This is a genomic window from Bradyrhizobium sp. S3.2.6 (assembly GCF_040546885.1).
GTDB lineage: Bacteria > Pseudomonadota > Alphaproteobacteria > Rhizobiales > Xanthobacteraceae > Bradyrhizobium > Bradyrhizobium cytisi.
The window spans coordinates 1-15,493 of record NZ_JBEPOS010000033.1; the positions used below are offsets into that span (position 1 = coordinate 1).

A 15,493-nucleotide genomic window follows, 5' to 3' on the forward strand; every position below is an offset into this window, starting at 1 on the left:
CGCACGACAATCATCGCGGCAATCATCACCTCGCCGCGACACCGACTCGCCATCCTGATTGTCGCGCGCTTCCCACCCAGATTGTCGCGCTATAAATGCCGCGTGCGGGCGGCTTTCCTCGACGGAATTCAACTGCCGCCGATGGGGGTGCGTACAGCAACTGATCTGTAGCTATCAGTGCCACCTCTTTGCTTTTACGCGGTTAAAGCACGGCAATCCGAAACCCGACGGTCGAACCTTGGGTTCCCGCTCGCTAAACGCGCCAAGCCCGCCTTAAGCTAGCGCATCGGCGGCATCTGTGATGCCGAGGTAGATTTCATCAAGATCTGCCCCTGTGACGCAATATGGTGGCATTACATAGATCGTATTGCCGAGCGGGCGCAGCAGCAGATTTCGGTCTTTAAAGAACGCCTGAAGCTTCGGACCGACGCCCGCGAGATAGCCTGCATCCTTCGTTTTCAGATCGAGTGCTGTAATCGTGCCGGTCCGCCGGACGTTTGCAAACCGCGGGTCGGCGCGGAATGGCTCAATTGCCTGCTCTTGCATCGTGGCAACCGACGCCACGCGTTGGCGAGATTCCGGATCTTGCCAGAGATCCAGGTTGGCCTTTGCGGCGGCGCAGGCCACTGGATTTGCCGTATATGAACTCGAATGAAAGAACGTACGCGTCCGATCTTTCGAATAGTGCGCGTCGAAAATGTCCGCGCGACAGAGTGTCACCGCGAGTGGAAGCGCCCCTCCCGTGAGGCCCTTCGAATAGCAGGCGATATCGGGGGTGACATTAGCTTGCTGGCAGGCGAATAGTGTTCCGGTGCGACCCCAGCCTGTCATGACCTCGTCGGCAATGAACAGGACATCCGAGGCCTCGCAGATCCGCCTCATCTCTCTTAGCACCCAGGCTGGGTACATCAGCATCCCGCCCGCCCCCAATATCAGAGGCTCCACAATAAAGGCTGCCGGAACTTCGTTGCGACATACAGACTCGAGCGCATCGAGCGTCGCCTGTTCATGACCTCTCGCCGGGAACGGGATTGACGTAACGTCGAACAGCAGGGGCCTGTACGCCGCGTTGAACACACTACGGGCGCCAACCGACATCGCCCCTATCGTATCGCCATGGTAGGAATGTTGCATCACGACGATGCACGTCCGCTTCTTCCCGATGTTGTGCCAGTAGCCGAGCGCCATCTTTAGCGCGACTTCCACACTGGTCGAGCCACTGTCAGAAAAGAAGACATGCTCAAGTCCACGGGGCGCAACTTTCAAAAGCAGTGCCGCAACCTCCTCAGCCGGATCGTGGGCATAGCCAGCGAAGATGATCTGGTTGAGCTTGCCTGCCTGGTCCTGAATGGCGCTCACGATATGCGGATGGCAATGACCATGCGTGACAACCCACCACGATGAGATTGCATCTATGATACGGCGGCCATCCGCGGAGTAGAGATAAGCACCCTGCCCACGAACGACCTTTGTCATCTCGTCCTGAAGCGCGTGTTGCGTGAACGGATGCCAGATCGGCGACTTCGGCTTCGTCGTCATAGCTTGAAATGATCGGCATGGAACGAGGTTTTGAACGCGGCCTGCAGCGTGTCTGCCGTGAGGGGAGAAAGCCAGGGCAATCGCCCTAACCAACGCACCCGCCCGATCTCACGAATTGCAATCTGAGCCTCAGCATTTCGTTCACCAATGAAGGCAATCCCAAGAATAGGGATCTGGCGCTTTCGTAGCGCCTCGATCGACAGCAGCGAATGATTGATGGTGCCCAGTGCCGTACGCGCGCAAAGCACGACTGGAAGCCGCCATCGCTCGAAGACATCAATGTAGAGTGTCTCGCCACTCAGCGGAACCATCAGGCCGCCAACGCCCTCAATCACCAACGGTCGCTTCCCGGTGTCCGGCACATCGAGCAAATCTGGCTCGATGCGAATTCCGTCAATTTCCGCGGAATGATGGGGTGAAGCGGGCGTTTGAAGGCGATAACGCTCCGGCACGATGCGATCGGACGAGAGATTGCCCAGTCGCGCGACGAACTCAGTATCGCTCTCTCCTTCAAGACCGGCCTGAATCGGTTTCCAATAGCTCGCGCCAAGGAGATCGGCGAGCCCCGCGGAAAACACCGTTTTTCCGATCCCGGTATCGGTGCCTGTCACCACGATCCGCTGACTCATCGAATTTCACCTCTCGTCTCCTCGATCAGAGCATCGAGCATTGCACGCACATCATCCTCCCCAGCGTTGAGCGTTAGTGAAATTCGCAAACGGGCCGTGCCCGCCGGTACGGTTGGCGGCCGAATTCCGCGGATATCGAAGCCGCGAGCCTGCAGTGCGGAGGCGAGCCGCATCGCACGCGCGTTGTTGCCAACGATATACGGCACGATCTGCGAGACCGAAGGACTTCGCCAACCGCGCAAACCCATCTCCCGATGCGTAAACGCGACCAGCTTGGCCAGACGCTGCTGCCGCTCAGGTTCATGTTGCAGGATGAAGAGCGCCTCCCGCACGGCAACAGCCATCAGCGGTGAGGGTGCCGTGGCGAAGATAAAGGGACGGCAGCGATTGATCATGAAGTCGCGCAGCACGCCGGAGGTAGTGACAAGCGCACCAGCTGCACCCAGCGCCTTGCCGCAGGTATGAACGACCAGGAGATTTTCGCGTCCCTCATAGGGCGCGGTGCGCCCTCGTCCCTGCTCGCCGTAAACGCCCGTGGCATGAGCCTCATCCACCATCAGGAACGCGTCGTACCGGTCCGCGATCGCGACCAGGCCTTCGAGCGGCGCGAAATCGCCATCCATGCTGTAGAGACTTTCGACCACGATCCAGACGCGGCCCGTTCCGCCCTCGGCCCGCCAGTCACGAATTGTGTCTTCGATCGATTGGGGATCATTATGGGCGCTTATCCGAAACTCGGCACGGCCAGCGCGCGCGCCTTCATGAATACTGGCGTGCACCAGAGAATCGAGAACAAGCAGATCGTCCCGCTGCGGCAGCGTTGTCAGGACGGCAAAATTTGCGATATAACCGCCACCAAAGAATAGCGCCGTCTCAGCCCCAAAGAACTGAGCCGCTTCTTTTTCGAGAGTTTCGTGTTCCTCGCAATTGCCGCGCAGAAGCCGCGACCCGCCGGCTCCGATCGGTGTGCCGGCCTCGAGCGCGGCGGAGACAGCCTTTTTCATCCGCGGCGCGCTCGCCAGCGCTAGATAGTCGTTCGACGCAAAATCGATGCCGGCGCGCGGCTTGAGGCCACGCAGCCGGTTGTCTTCCTTCAAGGCATGCAACGCCGCGACATAGTCGCCAACTTTGGCCCTCTGGATTGAATTCATTCTTCACTCGCAAAGTAGCGGTCGATCTCTCGAAAGTTCTGATGGCCGCGAAGAACAAAGCTTCAGCATCGGGCTCTTGGTTTTCAACCTGACAAGATGCGATTTTCTCGGCCAACCACCACAACGCGCGGTCTGAAGAGTTTCGCTTCCGCTTCATCGAAGGAGGCATATGCAACGATAATGATTTTGTCTCCGGGCATCGCGAGGCGCACAGCCGCTCCGTTCAAATCTATGGTGCCAGATCCGCGGGGGCGTCCTCCACATAAGGTGGCGAAGCGCGCTCCGGTTTCGATATTGTAGATTTCGACGCGTTCGTCGATCAGGACTCCTGCCGGATCCAACAGCGCACGATCAATCGAAATCGAGCCATCACGGTGCAGATCGGCTTTAGTCACCGAGGCGCGAAGGATTTTGCCTTTCATCAACGCAATCTGCATTTCTCACCTAAACCGGAGTTTGCGCACAGGTGCTCGTTGAGCTGCTTCAATCAGGCAAGCCCGGACGTGACGCCGAGCCGGTCCAGTAAATTCGCGTCGCGGTCGCGCTGCGGGTTCTTGGTGGTCAACAGAACATCGCCGATGAAGATTGAATTCGCGCCGGCCAAAATGCACAGCGCCTGCAGTTCATCACTCATATACTGCCGTCCAGCGGACAACCGCACGACGCTCTTCGGCATCATGATCCGGGCCGTCGCGACCAGGCGCACCAGTGCAATCGGATCGGGACGCTCCGCAGTGTCATTGACCGGCACGCCCTTGACCTCGTTCCACAGGTTAATCGGCACGCTTTCCGGATGGCTGGGAAGATTGGCGAGTAGCATGAGCACGCCGAGCCGATCCTCGACGCGCTCGCCCATGCCGACGATACCGCCACAACAGACCTTGATGCCGGCGTCGCGCACGTGTGCCAGTGTGTCGATGCGATCTTGCAGGGTGCGGGTGGTGATGATCTTGTCGTAGAACTCGGGCGAGGTATCGACGTTGTGATTGTAGAAGTCGAGCCCGGCCTCGGAGAGCCGGGTGGCCTGCTTCGACGTCAGCATGCCGAGCGTGACGCAGGTTTCCATGCCAAGGTCTTTAACAGCGCTGATCATGTCGCAGACCTGATCGAGATCTCGGTCGTTCGGACTGCGCCAGGCCGCGGCCATGCAGAAGCGCGTCGCGCCAGCGTCCTTGGCGGCTCGCGCGGTGGCGACCACTTCGGCGCGATCCATCAGGCGGGTGGCTTTCAGGCCGGTGTCGTAATGCGCGCTCTGCGAGCAATAGCCGCAGTCTTCCGGACAGCCACCGGTCTTGATGCTGAGCAGGCTTGCTGTTTCGACGTGGTTTGGATCGAAGTTCTTGCGATGAACGCTCTGCGCCTGCAACATCAGGTCGGCAAACCGCAGGCCATAGAGTGCTTCGGCCTCGGCGCGCTGCCAGTCATGGCGGACGGGCGCGCTGTCGCCTCCGTCATTCCGTTTCACTCCCACGGCAGCAACCATAAGTCTCGCCTTCCTTATAATAGATAATCCGGGCGATTATCTATAATGTGACCGCCCGTTGCTGCCTTCTTTGTCTCTCCAACATGAAACATAACCGTATGCCGACGCCCAAAGACCGCGAAAGTCTGCGGGGATTGCAGATATTCTGCAAAACGAGCGGGCTTATGCCGATCATCGACGGAGGGGTAATGATAGATAATCTATGATGACTGACGAGAACACGACGATTGCGGTGCGCATTGCGGAGTCAATCGGTGAGCGCATCATCAGCGGAGCGCTGCAGCCAGACGGCCCGCTCCGGCAGGATCATGTCGCGCGGGAATTCAATTCCAGCCACGTCCCGGTGCGCGAGGCTTTTCGGCAACTGGAGGCTCAACATCTTGTTGTCGCTGTGACTCGCCGCGGCGTGCGGGTTGCCCCGCTCGATACCAATTCAGTGAAGGAGATCGCCGAGATGCGTGCAGCGCTCGAAGTGGTCGCGTTGCGCAATGCGGCTTCAAAGCTCACATCGGCACAATTGGCACGGATCGAGCTCGCCCTGATTGAAGGAGAGAATGCCCAGACGATTCAGGATTTTGAGATGGCCAACCGCGCCTTTCACCACGCGCTGATGGCGCCCTGCGCGATGCCGCGCCTGCTCGCGAGCCTCGATGGACTACAGCTTGCAAATTCGCGATTGGTGTTTGCAACGGCGCGCAGTGCAGGCTGGCAACCGCGGTCCAATCAGGATCACCGCCTGATTCTGCGGGCACTGCGAGCACGCGACGTCGATCAAGCCTGTAATCTGCTCGCGCGCCACATTCAAACGATTGAGCGCCTTGCCCTTCCCGCGCCTGACCAGGAATGAGAGCTGGCGAGGTCAGCTGCAGACAGCAAGCCATCGCAAGACTGTCAAACGACCGACCGTCTTGCCGAGCGACATAACCTGCGACGACAGCGTTGCAGCGGGGTCGATCCCAAGATAGTTATGCGATCTACTTCCGTAATCACCCAACGGCCATCCATGATTCGTCACATCGTTCTATTCACCGCCAAAGATAAGGCCGACATCGACCAAATCATCGAAGGCCTGTCGGTTCTCACCAATATCCCACATGCACGCCGGCTCGAGGTTGCTCGCAATCGCAAGACCGACCAGCTCGACAACGATATCGACGTCGTGGTCTATGGTGAGTTCGATAACGAGACGGAACTCGCAGCTTACAAAGCGCATGAGCTATACCAGGAAGCGATCAGGCGGGTACGACCACTCCGGGAGCTGCGGTTCGCAGCTGACTACAATTTATCAACGGATGCGCGTTTCGCCTCAACGACAGTGATAAGCCAAGTTACTCGGCCCACCGCGTCCACTGGCGGGGGTTAACCTGAAAATCGAATTCAAGAGCTTGCGGGTCCTTGGCGAGCGTCGCTCTCGTTGGGGTAAGAATCACAATCGGAGCGCGTCTCCCAGCACGGCAGTCCTCGGTGACTGACTGGCCGATGCACGTCCGCGAGTTACCGTGGATTGGGCCTGTCACAGCGATGCGATGTCTCGCGCATCGACCGCACCTTACGTTTCTTGATAGCGCAGCAAGGCATGAGTTGCTCGGGCGCTACTCATATCTGTCCTGCGACCCCTTTAGCACCTACATGGTCGCGAACGGACAGGCGAGTTGCAACGGAGAGGCTCTCGAGGGCGATCCATGGGAAGTCCTTCGCACCCTGCTCGCCGAGTATCCGCAAGAGCATCGCCTCGATCTCCCGCCGTTCCAAGGAGGTGCGGCCGGGTTCTTTGGTTACGATCTGAACAGGACTCTCGAGCGATTGCCGGCGCCGGCAATTCCCGGTCAGCGTTTGCCGCAATCCATCCTGCATTTCTATGACGTGGTCATCAGCTTCGACCACCGTGACGACAGATGCTGGATCGTTTCTACCGGATGGCCGGAGCAGGATCCCGCACGTCGCGCCGAGCGCGCACGCCGTCGAGCCGACGAGTTTGCAGCAGCATTGCTTGCGGGCCCAAAGACGTCGTGGAACGACTTCCCCGGCCGAACTGCCGCATGGCATTCGAACTTCAGCCGTGAGGGCTACATTGCGGCGGTACAGCGCGTCATCGACTTGATTCTGGCTGGAGAGGTCTTCCAGGCCAACATTGCGCAGCGCTTCAGCGCCCGCCTGTCGACCTCATTTGATCCTCTTGCCTTCTACTGCCAGCTGCGGTCGTTGAACCCGGCTCCCTTTGCGGCCCTCCTGCGCTACGGCAAGCTCACCATTGCATCGAGCTCGCCGGAACGATTCCTGAGGCTCGACGGACGACAGATCGAAACGCGCCCCATCAAAGGCACGATCGCGCGTTCTGCTGATTCCAAGGAAGACCAGCGTCGCGCTGAAATCCTAGTCACGTCCGAAAAGGACCGTGCCGAGAATACTATGATCGTCGACCTCATGCGCAACGATCTGTCGCGCGTTTGCACTCCACATTCGATCGACGTTCCAGTGCTGTGCGGCCTCGAATCCTACGCCTCAGTGCACCACCTCGTATCGATCGTTACGGGTGAACTTGCAGACGACCAAGACGCTATTACCCTGCTTCGAGCTTGCTTTCCCGGAGGCTCCATTACAGGGGCGCCAAAGGTGCGATCGATGGAAATCATTGCGGAAATCGAGCGGGCGGCGCGATACGTCTATTGCGGGGCTATTGGCTTTATCAGCTTCAACGGGCACATGGACACGAATATCGCGATCCGCACTGTCACGATCGACGACGATCTGGCCGTGTTTCATGCGGGTGGCGGCGTGACGGCGATGTCGGATCCAGAGGCCGAATACGAAGAGACGCTCGCCAAGGCGCAGCGAATCTTTGACGCGTTTCGTGCTGAAACATCCGGTGCATCTTGATTGTCATCATCGACAACTACGACTCCTTCGTCTTCAACATTGCCCGCTATTTCCGCAAGCTTGGTGAAGCAACGGAAGTGATCCGGAACGACGTGGTCGGCGTTAGCGATCTTGTTGGCCTCAAGCCGCGCGCAGTAGTTATCTCGCCCGGTCCCTGCGGTCCAGCTGAGGCCGGAATATCCACCGCCGTCGTCCGCGAACTTTCGGGTCAAGTCCCTATTTTAGGCATCTGCCTCGGTCACCAGTGCATTGGGAGCGTTTTCGGCGCTCAAGTGGCGCGTGCACGTCGCCCTATGCATGGTCGATCCTCCTACGTAACTCATGATAGCCGAGGGCTATTCAAGGAACTCCCGTCCCCACTTCGCGTCGGGCGCTACCATTCTCTCGTTGTCAAGGTCGATGAGTCATGCGCGTCGCATCTCACGGTGACAGCGCGTTCGGAGGAAGGCGAGGTCATGGCCCTCGCACATCGATATCACCCAACTATTGGTGTGCAGTTCCACCCTGAATCGATACTTACCCAACAAGGGCACGTGCTGCTGCTCAACTTCTTGCGACTCATATAGTCTTCCAGGGGGTGAGGAGCTGAAGTTGCGTCACACGCATGGGCTCCTGGCCTGCTCAGAATCCCGCTCCGAGCGGTTGATCTCTTCGATTGAGTAGAGCGACGCCGCCGCGTTCGTTCGACGGCACCAAAAGCGTTCAGCATGCCGAGTGTGCCGCCCATCAGGATGGCAAGGAAAGTTGCCGCCGCAGGATCCCGATTGGAGTGCGCGCCGACAACGATGCGGCTGAGGACGCGCGGCCGAGGTAATTGCTGCCGAGCGGCAGCGCCGAGCACAAGCGCGCGAACAGTCATTGTCGACCGGCGCGCCGATGTTGTGAGGGCTATGTACGGGACGTGTGATCGCCATCAGGCGGCAACGATGCTAGCGCCGATTCGTGCCTGCGAGCGGACCGCCCCAGGTGCGACCGGGGCGAGCGCTTCGACTGCAGCAATGGTCTGATCAGTTTCAATGATGACCGCGCCTCGGGTCAGATGGGATCCCGGCGATATAGACCAGCAACCCAAGGAAGAGATAGACCGAGCAGAAGATCATGACGCAGACCTGGATGACCGGCATGTCGCGTGTCGAGACCAGTATCGATCAGACGGTGCGCAAGCCCTGGGTACCCACAATCGACAGTTTCAGACCGCTCTTGCTCTAACACTTGGCCGCTGGTGGCCCAAGGTCTGGCTTCCTTCAGATGCGTGCGATACGGACCAGCGTTGGCCTCATCGCGAAAGCGGCCAACGATTTGAAGGCGGATTGGCAGCCCACTGGTAGTTTGTGCCGAAGCCAGAGCGCTTCGTTCTCGACATGAGGGCTGCTGTACCTGGGGCGAACTCTCTGACGAAACTGGGAGCACTTCTCGAGCAGCAGCGCGAGAACTGCAATTTTTTCTGCCACCGCATGTCAAGCTGATCACGCAGCGCCAGCCCGCCGGGCGTTCTGCCGGATGAAGCTTCATCTCCGCGAGCTGCGGCGCACCCATCAGACAGGACTGCATCGAGACGTCGGCGAAGTCCGAGGTGGTCACGGTCTGCTCGTGGCAATTTGCCGGAGAGGAGAGACCGCAGAGCACAGCGATGATCTTGATCACGACTGGAGAGCCCCATCGCTGCGATGGGCATTTGCCCGGATGATCTTGATGGCTTTGGCCACCGTGCGCGGATGCAGGCCTAGCGCGTGGATCACTTCCTTCTTCTTGCAGCCGAGATTACACTCGAGGTAGCCGCGCACACGCTCGACGTTGAATGCCTCCAGCTCCTTGGAGCCGGGGCGCAGGTTCAGCGCTTCAATGGTACAGAATTCGGGGAACATGTTTGAAGCTGCCCACCCGGTCATGCACGCAATTCGCGTTCAGCGCTAGCAGCCGATCGGGCGAATGCTTTGGCCGCATCAACATGCCAAGCTTTCTCAGCACGCCGCTCGTAGTCGTCGGCAAGGACCTTAAGCTGACCCGCAATCGCTGAGTCGGTCATGGTTTGGGCTGCACGGAGCAAAGTCCGTGCTGTCTCTAAATATGCCTTGCCTCGTTGAGAGATCTGGACCATCACAAAGCCCTCGCGCGGTTCTCTGGCAGCTGGTTGAAGGTGATCTGGAGCCAGCCCACCCAATTGCGGTCACTTTCCCTGCGAGCTCTGAAGCGATCGACGCACTTCTTGGAACAAAGAGGCGTTCGCCACGAGTAGTGCCGGACGAGACCGAACTTGCCGTCACAAACTGCGCATCGCGCGGCACCGCCAGATCTAAGACTTTCGGAGCAGTTGGGCATTGTACTCTCCTCTTGGCTTTATCGCAGCCGTTCGTCGATCATCCTTTTTTCACTGTCGCACTTGATGAGCCTGTGCGCGTTTCCAACGCATGCAGCCTAAGACGATCACGATCAGCAGCTCAATTGAACGTAGGTAATCGTCCGGCATCTAGATGGGTGACGGAACAATACGAAGGTTTAGGGCGCTCCTCCTTCCGACCACTTCCGCAATGGGTCTTGGTTGTGTGGAAACGGATAGCTCAGAGGCGGCCGTGGTCGACAATCGTTCCAGGCCGCCAATGTTTTCGCTTCGGAGCGTCTAAGTAGCCGGCCAAGGTGGTTAAGCGACGCGCGGCGTCGCCTTTGGCGCACTTCGCCGCCTTCAACTAGCGCGGATGGCTGCAATCAGGCCCGGTTTGCCGACGATGTTCATCGCCCTTGTGAGGTTATAGGCGAGAACATGCAGCGCCATCTCAGCGGCTACATTCCCTAGGCGCTTTCATCAGGAAGTGGGTCGCACCCATACGGGCTTTGATCGTGCCGAAGGGATGCTCGACTCTCGCGCCGCGTCCGCATGGCGTCGGGATTGGAATCGAGCCGCCTCTGGACCTCCTCGACCACATGCCCATGCTCCCAGCGCGTTATGCGGCGCTCCTTTGACGGCGTGCATTGGCTCTTGATCGCGCAGCCTTGGCACGCTGCTGTCGACCAGTAACGGTGCAGCGTCATTCCGTGCTCGACGTTGGTGTAGTGATAGGCAGCCGCTGGCCGGATGGGCAGCGGTAGACGTCCTCATCAGGCAGATAGGCGAAGTCCTGTTTGCCGAACCCCCGAACCGGCCTTCCGCCTTGGCATTCGACGTCATGGGCTTGGGCAAGGTGACTGCAACGCCAGCCTGTTTGCAGACTAGGACTAACCCCATCCCGCTTTAGGTTAGTTGGCCTTGTCTCACTGATCCCTTCACTTCAGATCACGAAAGCCCATTCATGAAAGCGGCTTGCGGGAAACCTGCACGAGCCATCTGAGCGGCGGGCAAGCCCTTCAATGGGCGCCTCCCCCGACCTGACACTCCGAGGACGGGAAAGTTGTCCACATGGGGAAACGAAACTTGAACAGATAGCAGTGAAAGCTGTGAACCAACTGCCGAAGAGCGTGGTGCGGGAAATCCGCAGCCACGTTCTGTGGGAACCGGGGGCGGGCCACCGCCTCCGGTGACCCGGTGGGCGGAGCTTCGAGGCTCCCCCTATCCCGATCGATCACTTTCGGGGATCCCGTCAGCGCAAGGGGGGAGGGAGCCCGCCGGCCAATGCGCCCCTTACTGATCCCAATGACTTCGGAGTCATCTGCAACGCGCTGTGAGGTGAGAGCCCCGTTCAGGCTCCCTCCCCCCTTGCGGCCCCTTGCGGGGGAGGGGGTAGGGAGAGGGTAAGCCGCAACGGAGGTGCGCGTAGGAAAACGTCAATTCGACTTGGGCGCCGCTGCGGCCGGCTGCGCTGCAGCCTGCGGGGCGCGGCCGACGATGACGGTCAGGATCCCCTGGCCCCAGAGCCGCTTGGCGGCGGCCTTGGCGTCGTCCAGCGTCACCGCATCGACGATGGCGTTGCGCTTCTCGATGTAGTCGATCGGCAGCTTGTCCTGCTGGTATTGCAGCAGCGCCTGCGCGAGCTTCGAGGAGGTGTCGAGCGCCAACATCTGCGAGCCCTTGAGGTAGGACTTGGCCTCGTCGAGCTCCTTCTGCGTCGGGCCTTCCTCGGCAATCCGGCGCACTTCCTTGTCGATGGCGTCCATGGTGTCGCCGGCGCGGTCCGCGCGGGTGCCGGTATTGCCGATGAAAACCGCCGAATGCTCCATCCAGAGCAGCGATTCGAATACCGAATAGGCCAGCCCGCGCTTCTCGCGCACCTCGCGATAGAGCCGCGAGGACAACCCGCCGCCGCCGAGGATGTGGTTGACGACATAGGCCGCCATGAAGTTCGGATCGCTGCGCTTCACCCCGGGGCCGCCGAAGGTGATCACGGTCTGGGGCACGTCGAGCGTCACGAAGGCGCGCTGCGGCGGCTTGGCGGCCTCGACGTCGGGGACCGGTACGAGGTTGGCCTTGGCGGGCAGGCTACCAAAAGTGTGGTCGAGCAGCTTGCCCAGCGTGGCTGGATCGACGTCGCCGACCACCGCGATCTTCAGCGTGTCCTTGGCGAGCACGCGGCCGACATAATCCTTCATGTCGGCGACCGTGATGGTCGGCACGCTGTCGAGGTTGCCGGTGGTCTGCTGCCCGTAAGGGTGATCGCCGAACGCCATCTCCAGGAATTTGCGGCTTGCGAGCGAGCTCGGGTTGGTGGTCTCGCGGCGCAGGCTCGAGATGACCTGGGAACGGATACGCTCGACATCGGCCGTCTCGAAATGCGGCGAGGTCAGGGCCGAGCGCAACAGGTCGAAGGCCTCGTCCTTGTTGTCGCGCAGCATGCGCAGGCTGCCGCGGAACGTATCGCGGGTGGCGCTGAAGGAGAGCTCGATGGCGCGGCGGTCGAGCCGCTCGTGGAACGTCTTGGAATCGAGATCGCCGGAGCCTTCGTCGAGGAGGTCGCCGACGAGATTGGCGACGCCGGACTTGTCCTTGGGGTCCTGCGCCGAGCCGCCGGCGAAGGAATATTCCATGGCGATCAGCGGCACGGTCGCATCTTGCACGAACCAAGCCTCAATACCGCCGGGCGAGATCAGATGCTGGATCTTTGCAGCGGCCTGCGACGGCGAGACCGCGGTCAGCGCGAGTGCTGCACCGGTGACGAAGGACAGCGCGAAATGCCTTATGCGCAGGAAGTGTCTTGCGCGAAGGAAAGGTTGGTTCACGAACGCTTCTCCTCGCGCTTGGCGGGTGTGGTGTCCTTGATCAGATAGCCCGTCACTGAGCGCTTCTTCTCGAGCCATTTTTGCGCAGCTTCACGGACCTGTTCGCCGGTGACCGCGCGGATACGATCCGGCCAGCTTCGGATGTCCTCGGTCGACAGGCCCGTGCTCAGCGCGCCACCATACCAGCGCGCCAGCACAGCCTGGTTGTCCTGGGCGTAGATCGCCTCCGCAATGAGCTGGGTCTTGACCCGTTCGAGATCCTCGGCGCGGATCGGGTTCTGCACGATGTCGGCGATGACGCCGTCGATGACCTGTTCGACGTCTGCGAAACTGACGCCGGGTCTTGGCGAGGCGGAGACCGCAAACTGGGTCGGATCGAGCGAGGTGCTGGAATAGCTGGCGCTGGCGGAGACCGCGAGCGGCTTGTCGACGACGAGCGCGCGGTAGAGGTAGGAATTGCTGCCGCTACCCATCAATTGCGCGAGCACGTCGAGCGCGGCGCTCTCGCCGGCCGCGGCCGTCGTTGCCGAGGGCACCAGGTAATAGCGCCGCAGGCCGGGCTGCTCGACGCGCGGGTCGGACAGCGTGACAGTGCGCGGTGCGGCCGGCTCCGGCTCCTGTGGGCGGATGCGCTGTGCGGGGATCGCCGGCTGGGCCGGGATCGGGCCGAAATTGCGCTCGACCAGCGGACGGATGTCGGCGGCCTCGACGTCGCCGGCGATCACCAGGATCGCGTTGTTCGGCGCGTAGAAGCGGCGGTAGAAGGCGAGCGCGTCCTCGCGATTGAGCTTCTCGATCTCCTGGTGCCAGCCGATCACCGGTCGGCCATAGGGATGGTTGAGATAGAGCGCGGCCATGATCTGTTCGTTGAGGCGCGCGTCAGGGCTGTTGGCGACGCGCATGTTGTACTCTTCGAGCACGACGTCACGCTCGGGCAGCACGTTCTCGTCCTTGAGGATCAGGCCGGTCATGCGATCGGCCTCGAACTCCATCATGGTCGGCAATTGCTCGCGCGGCACGCGCTGGTAGTAGTTGGTGTAATCGACCGAGGTGGAGGCGTTCTCGTTGCCGCCGACGCGGAGCACGGTCTGGGAGAATTCGCCGACCGGATGCTTCTCGGTGCCCTTGAACATCAGGTGCTCGAGGAAATGGGCGAGGCCGGACTTGCCCGGCGTCTCGTCGGCCGAGCCGACCTTGTACCAGATCATCTCCGTGACCACGGGCGTGCGGTGGTCCGGGATCACCACGACCTGGAGGCCGTTGCTGAGCGTGAAGCTGGCGGGGCGTTCGGAGGTAACCGTGGTCTGGGCGCGGAGGCCGCTGCATGACAGCGAGGTCGTGCAAACAAGTGCGGCAACGAAAAGGGCGGTCGCTCGGTCTGAGGCCATCATGATCCTTATGGAAGCCCGAACATGCGGTCGGGCGCGAAAGCACGGGCACCCTATACGGCACTGTCCGTGCCGGTCATCACGAAACGGAGAGAGACGCGCCGCCCCGCATTAAGCTTTGCTCGTGTGAGGCCCGGCCGCGAGGATGAGATTGTAAAACCATACGTATCGCTGATTGGCGTTAGGTTCGATCGTCTCCGCGCGGAGCGCCAGCGCCTCTCGCGGCAAACCATTCACCTGCCGAAGTTTCCTCACGGTAAACGCGGTACCTCTCGGATAGTCACGCCCGAGAGGGCGTCTCCTTCAAGAACTCTACACACGTCGCATCTGGTTTCTCCATGAATGGCTGTTGGGGAATGGCTGTTGGGGCGTTGATTTAAATCTCCGTTGACACCGAGCTCTAGTACGCCAGTTCCGGGCAGAATTCGGCACGGCATCGTGTCCGCAACAATCTGCTGGGTACACCGGACTTCTGCGCGCTCGTTTTCAAGACGCCAGTACTGGTGGGTCTGTTGCGCAGGATATCAAGGAACGCGCCCGCGCCTCAGTGAGCCAGATTCCAAAAGATCTGCTCGCGCGAACCGCTGCCGTTCATCTCCTCAAAGAATCAAAGTCGAGCTACGTCAATAGAAGGCGAGAGACCACCGCAGGACCGTATCCAGCGATGGGGAATGGTCATCGGGAAGGCGGGACGGGGACCGCTCGATGAGGCAGAGGTTCTGCGCGTGCAGCGCATCGCGATCGACGATGAGCGCTTCGTGAAGCTCGGCTTCCGTACCGAAGCTGGTTTCGTCGGCGACCACGACCGCGAGACGCAAAGACCGATCCTGGATCATATCAGCGCGCGCCACGAAGATATCGCCTCCCTGGTCCGCGGACCAATCGCGTTTGATCATGCACCACGATCACGATGACGTGGTGCGCGGGGCAGCGGCAACGCTGTCACATTTCATAGAAACCCGCAATTCAACTCATCTTCGAAAGAGCTTGAATCGCACGTAAGGTCTCATATTGTACTTTATCGAGAGCGTAGAACTGCGCCTCGGTTGCCGCAAATTGGGACGACATTCATCGCGAACGTGTCGACTTATGGACATAGTACCGCCTGGCATGAGTGATGCTTATTGAAGTAAACGAGACGTTAGACCAAACCCATCGATGCAAGCGCACTCGGCAGCCGTCCGGTCCTGCTCGACCAGGCGGGAGAGAGCCATGGCGCTTTCTTCATCTTTCGCGGTCGCGCTTGCAACGGTGCCGTGTCGCGCTGATGGGCGACGAACG

13 protein-coding genes and 2 pseudogenes are annotated in these 15,493 nt (G+C 60.3%); 4 read left to right on the plus strand and 11 right to left on the minus strand.

The window, feature by feature from the left end; translation table 11 throughout:
• Positions 1 to 273: 273 nt before the first annotated feature.
• From ABID58_RS34315 to bioB, 5 genes are all read right to left on the minus strand, one after another.
• Positions 274 to 1,539: an adenosylmethionine--8-amino-7-oxononanoate transaminase gene (locus ABID58_RS34315; protein ID WP_354037338.1), complete on the minus strand. Its 1,266-nt coding sequence runs from the start codon at positions 1,537 to 1,539 to the stop codon at positions 274 to 276.
• On the minus strand, positions 1,536 to 2,168 hold the full coding sequence (bioD, locus tag ABID58_RS34320) for a dethiobiotin synthase (RefSeq protein ID WP_354037339.1): 633 nt from the start codon (positions 2,166 to 2,168) through the stop codon (positions 1,536 to 1,538). The genes ABID58_RS34315 and bioD overlap by 4 nt, the downstream gene beginning before the upstream one ends.
• Positions 2,165 to 3,319, minus strand: coding sequence for an 8-amino-7-oxononanoate synthase (locus ABID58_RS34325; RefSeq protein WP_354037340.1), 1,155 nt, complete (start codon positions 3,317 to 3,319; stop codon positions 2,165 to 2,167). The genes bioD and ABID58_RS34325 overlap by 4 nt, the downstream gene beginning before the upstream one ends.
• A gap of 83 nt (positions 3,320 to 3,402) precedes the next feature.
• On the minus strand, positions 3,403 to 3,756 hold the full coding sequence (panD, locus tag ABID58_RS34330) for an aspartate 1-decarboxylase (RefSeq protein WP_354037341.1): 354 nt from the start codon (positions 3,754 to 3,756) through the stop codon (positions 3,403 to 3,405).
• Positions 3,757 to 3,806: 50 nt separating this feature from the next.
• On the minus strand, positions 3,807 to 4,802 hold the full coding sequence (gene bioB / locus ABID58_RS34335) for a biotin synthase BioB (protein WP_354037342.1): 996 nt from the start codon (positions 4,800 to 4,802) through the stop codon (positions 3,807 to 3,809).
• A gap of 202 nt (positions 4,803 to 5,004) precedes the next feature.
• On the opposite strand from bioB, the gene ABID58_RS34340 reads away from it, so the two are divergent.
• The 4 genes from ABID58_RS34340 to ABID58_RS34355 all read left to right on the plus strand — a co-directional run bounded on the left by ABID58_RS34340 (position 5,005) and on the right by ABID58_RS34355 (position 8,245).
• Positions 5,005 to 5,649: a GntR family transcriptional regulator gene (locus ABID58_RS34340; RefSeq protein WP_354037344.1), complete on the plus strand. Its 645-nt coding sequence runs from the start codon at positions 5,005 to 5,007 to the stop codon at positions 5,647 to 5,649.
• A 156-nt stretch (positions 5,650 to 5,805) separates the two neighbouring features.
• Positions 5,806 to 6,165, plus strand: coding sequence for a Dabb family protein (locus ABID58_RS34345; RefSeq protein WP_148774747.1), 360 nt, complete (start codon positions 5,806 to 5,808; stop codon positions 6,163 to 6,165).
• Between the two features lie 116 nt (positions 6,166 to 6,281).
• Positions 6,282 to 7,679 (plus strand): aminodeoxychorismate synthase component I, encoded by a 1,398-nt coding sequence (gene pabB, locus ABID58_RS34350; protein WP_354037395.1) that lies wholly within the window; start codon positions 6,282 to 6,284, stop codon positions 7,677 to 7,679.
• Positions 7,676 to 8,245 carry an anthranilate synthase component II gene (locus tag ABID58_RS34355; protein WP_354037345.1) on the plus strand — a complete coding sequence of 190 codons (570 nt, stop codon included), beginning with the start codon at positions 7,676 to 7,678 and terminating at the stop codon, positions 8,243 to 8,245. Before pabB ends, ABID58_RS34355 begins: the two co-directional genes overlap by 4 nt.
• A gap of 883 nt (positions 8,246 to 9,128) precedes the next feature.
• On the opposite strand, the pseudogene ABID58_RS34360 reads toward ABID58_RS34355, so the two are convergent.
• From ABID58_RS34360 to ABID58_RS34385, 6 genes and pseudogenes are all read right to left on the minus strand, one after another.
• Positions 9,129 to 9,323: pseudogene (locus ABID58_RS34360) on the minus strand (hypothetical protein); the annotation flags it as partial.
• Positions 9,320 to 9,544, minus strand: a complete 225-nt coding sequence (locus ABID58_RS34365; RefSeq protein ID WP_148750447.1) for a hypothetical protein — start codon at positions 9,542 to 9,544, stop codon at positions 9,320 to 9,322. The gene ABID58_RS34365 and the pseudogene ABID58_RS34360, both read right to left, overlap by 4 nt.
• 815 nt (positions 9,545 to 10,359) lie before the next feature.
• Positions 10,360 to 10,890 (minus strand): annotated as a pseudogene (locus ABID58_RS34370) (transposase); the annotation flags it as partial.
• 545 nt (positions 10,891 to 11,435) lie between these two features.
• Positions 11,436 to 12,902 (minus strand): M16 family metallopeptidase, encoded by a 1,467-nt coding sequence (locus ABID58_RS34375; RefSeq protein WP_354037346.1) that lies wholly within the window; start codon positions 12,900 to 12,902, stop codon positions 11,436 to 11,438.
• Complete coding sequence (locus ABID58_RS34380) at positions 12,821 to 14,215, minus strand: M16 family metallopeptidase (protein ID WP_354037347.1); 1,395 nt, start codon at positions 14,213 to 14,215, stop codon at positions 12,821 to 12,823. Before ABID58_RS34380 ends, ABID58_RS34375 begins: the two co-directional genes overlap by 82 nt.
• 620 nt (positions 14,216 to 14,835) lie before the next feature.
• Positions 14,836 to 15,108, minus strand: coding sequence for a hypothetical protein (locus ABID58_RS34385; RefSeq protein WP_354037349.1), 273 nt, complete (start codon positions 15,106 to 15,108; stop codon positions 14,836 to 14,838).
• Between the last annotated feature and the right edge of the window lie 385 nt (positions 15,109 to 15,493).

Excerpts from the sequence above, each read along its gene's own strand:
- ABID58_RS34315 (WP_354037338.1), bottom strand. The coding sequence starts at position 1,539 with ATGACGACGAAGCCGAAGTCGCCGATCTGGCATCCGTTCACGCAACAC.
- bioD (WP_354037339.1), bottom strand. The coding sequence starts at position 2,168 with ATGAGTCAGCGGATCGTGGTGACAGGCACCGATACCGGGATCGGAAAA.
- ABID58_RS34325 (WP_354037340.1), bottom strand. The coding sequence starts at position 3,319 with ATGAATTCAATCCAGAGGGCCAAAGTTGGCGACTATGTCGCGGCGTTG.
- panD (WP_354037341.1), bottom strand. The coding sequence starts at position 3,756 with ATGCAGATTGCGTTGATGAAAGGCAAAATCCTTCGCGCCTCGGTGACT.
- bioB (WP_354037342.1), bottom strand. The coding sequence starts at position 4,802 with ATGGTTGCTGCCGTGGGAGTGAAACGGAATGACGGAGGCGACAGCGCG.
- ABID58_RS34340 (WP_354037344.1), top strand. The coding sequence starts at position 5,005 with ATGATGACTGACGAGAACACGACGATTGCGGTGCGCATTGCGGAGTCA.
- ABID58_RS34345 (WP_148774747.1), top strand. The coding sequence starts at position 5,806 with ATGATTCGTCACATCGTTCTATTCACCGCCAAAGATAAGGCCGACATC.
- pabB (WP_354037395.1), top strand. The coding sequence starts at position 6,282 with ATGCACGTCCGCGAGTTACCGTGGATTGGGCCTGTCACAGCGATGCGA.
- ABID58_RS34365 (WP_148750447.1), bottom strand. The coding sequence starts at position 9,544 with ATGTTCCCCGAATTCTGTACCATTGAAGCGCTGAACCTGCGCCCCGGC.
- ABID58_RS34375 (WP_354037346.1), bottom strand. The coding sequence starts at position 12,902 with ATGGCTCGAGAAGAAGCGCTCAGTGACGGGCTATCTGATCAAGGACAC.
- ABID58_RS34380 (WP_354037347.1), bottom strand. The coding sequence starts at position 14,215 with ATGATGGCCTCAGACCGAGCGACCGCCCTTTTCGTTGCCGCACTTGTT.
- ABID58_RS34385 (WP_354037349.1), bottom strand. The coding sequence starts at position 15,108 with ATGATCAAACGCGATTGGTCCGCGGACCAGGGAGGCGATATCTTCGTG.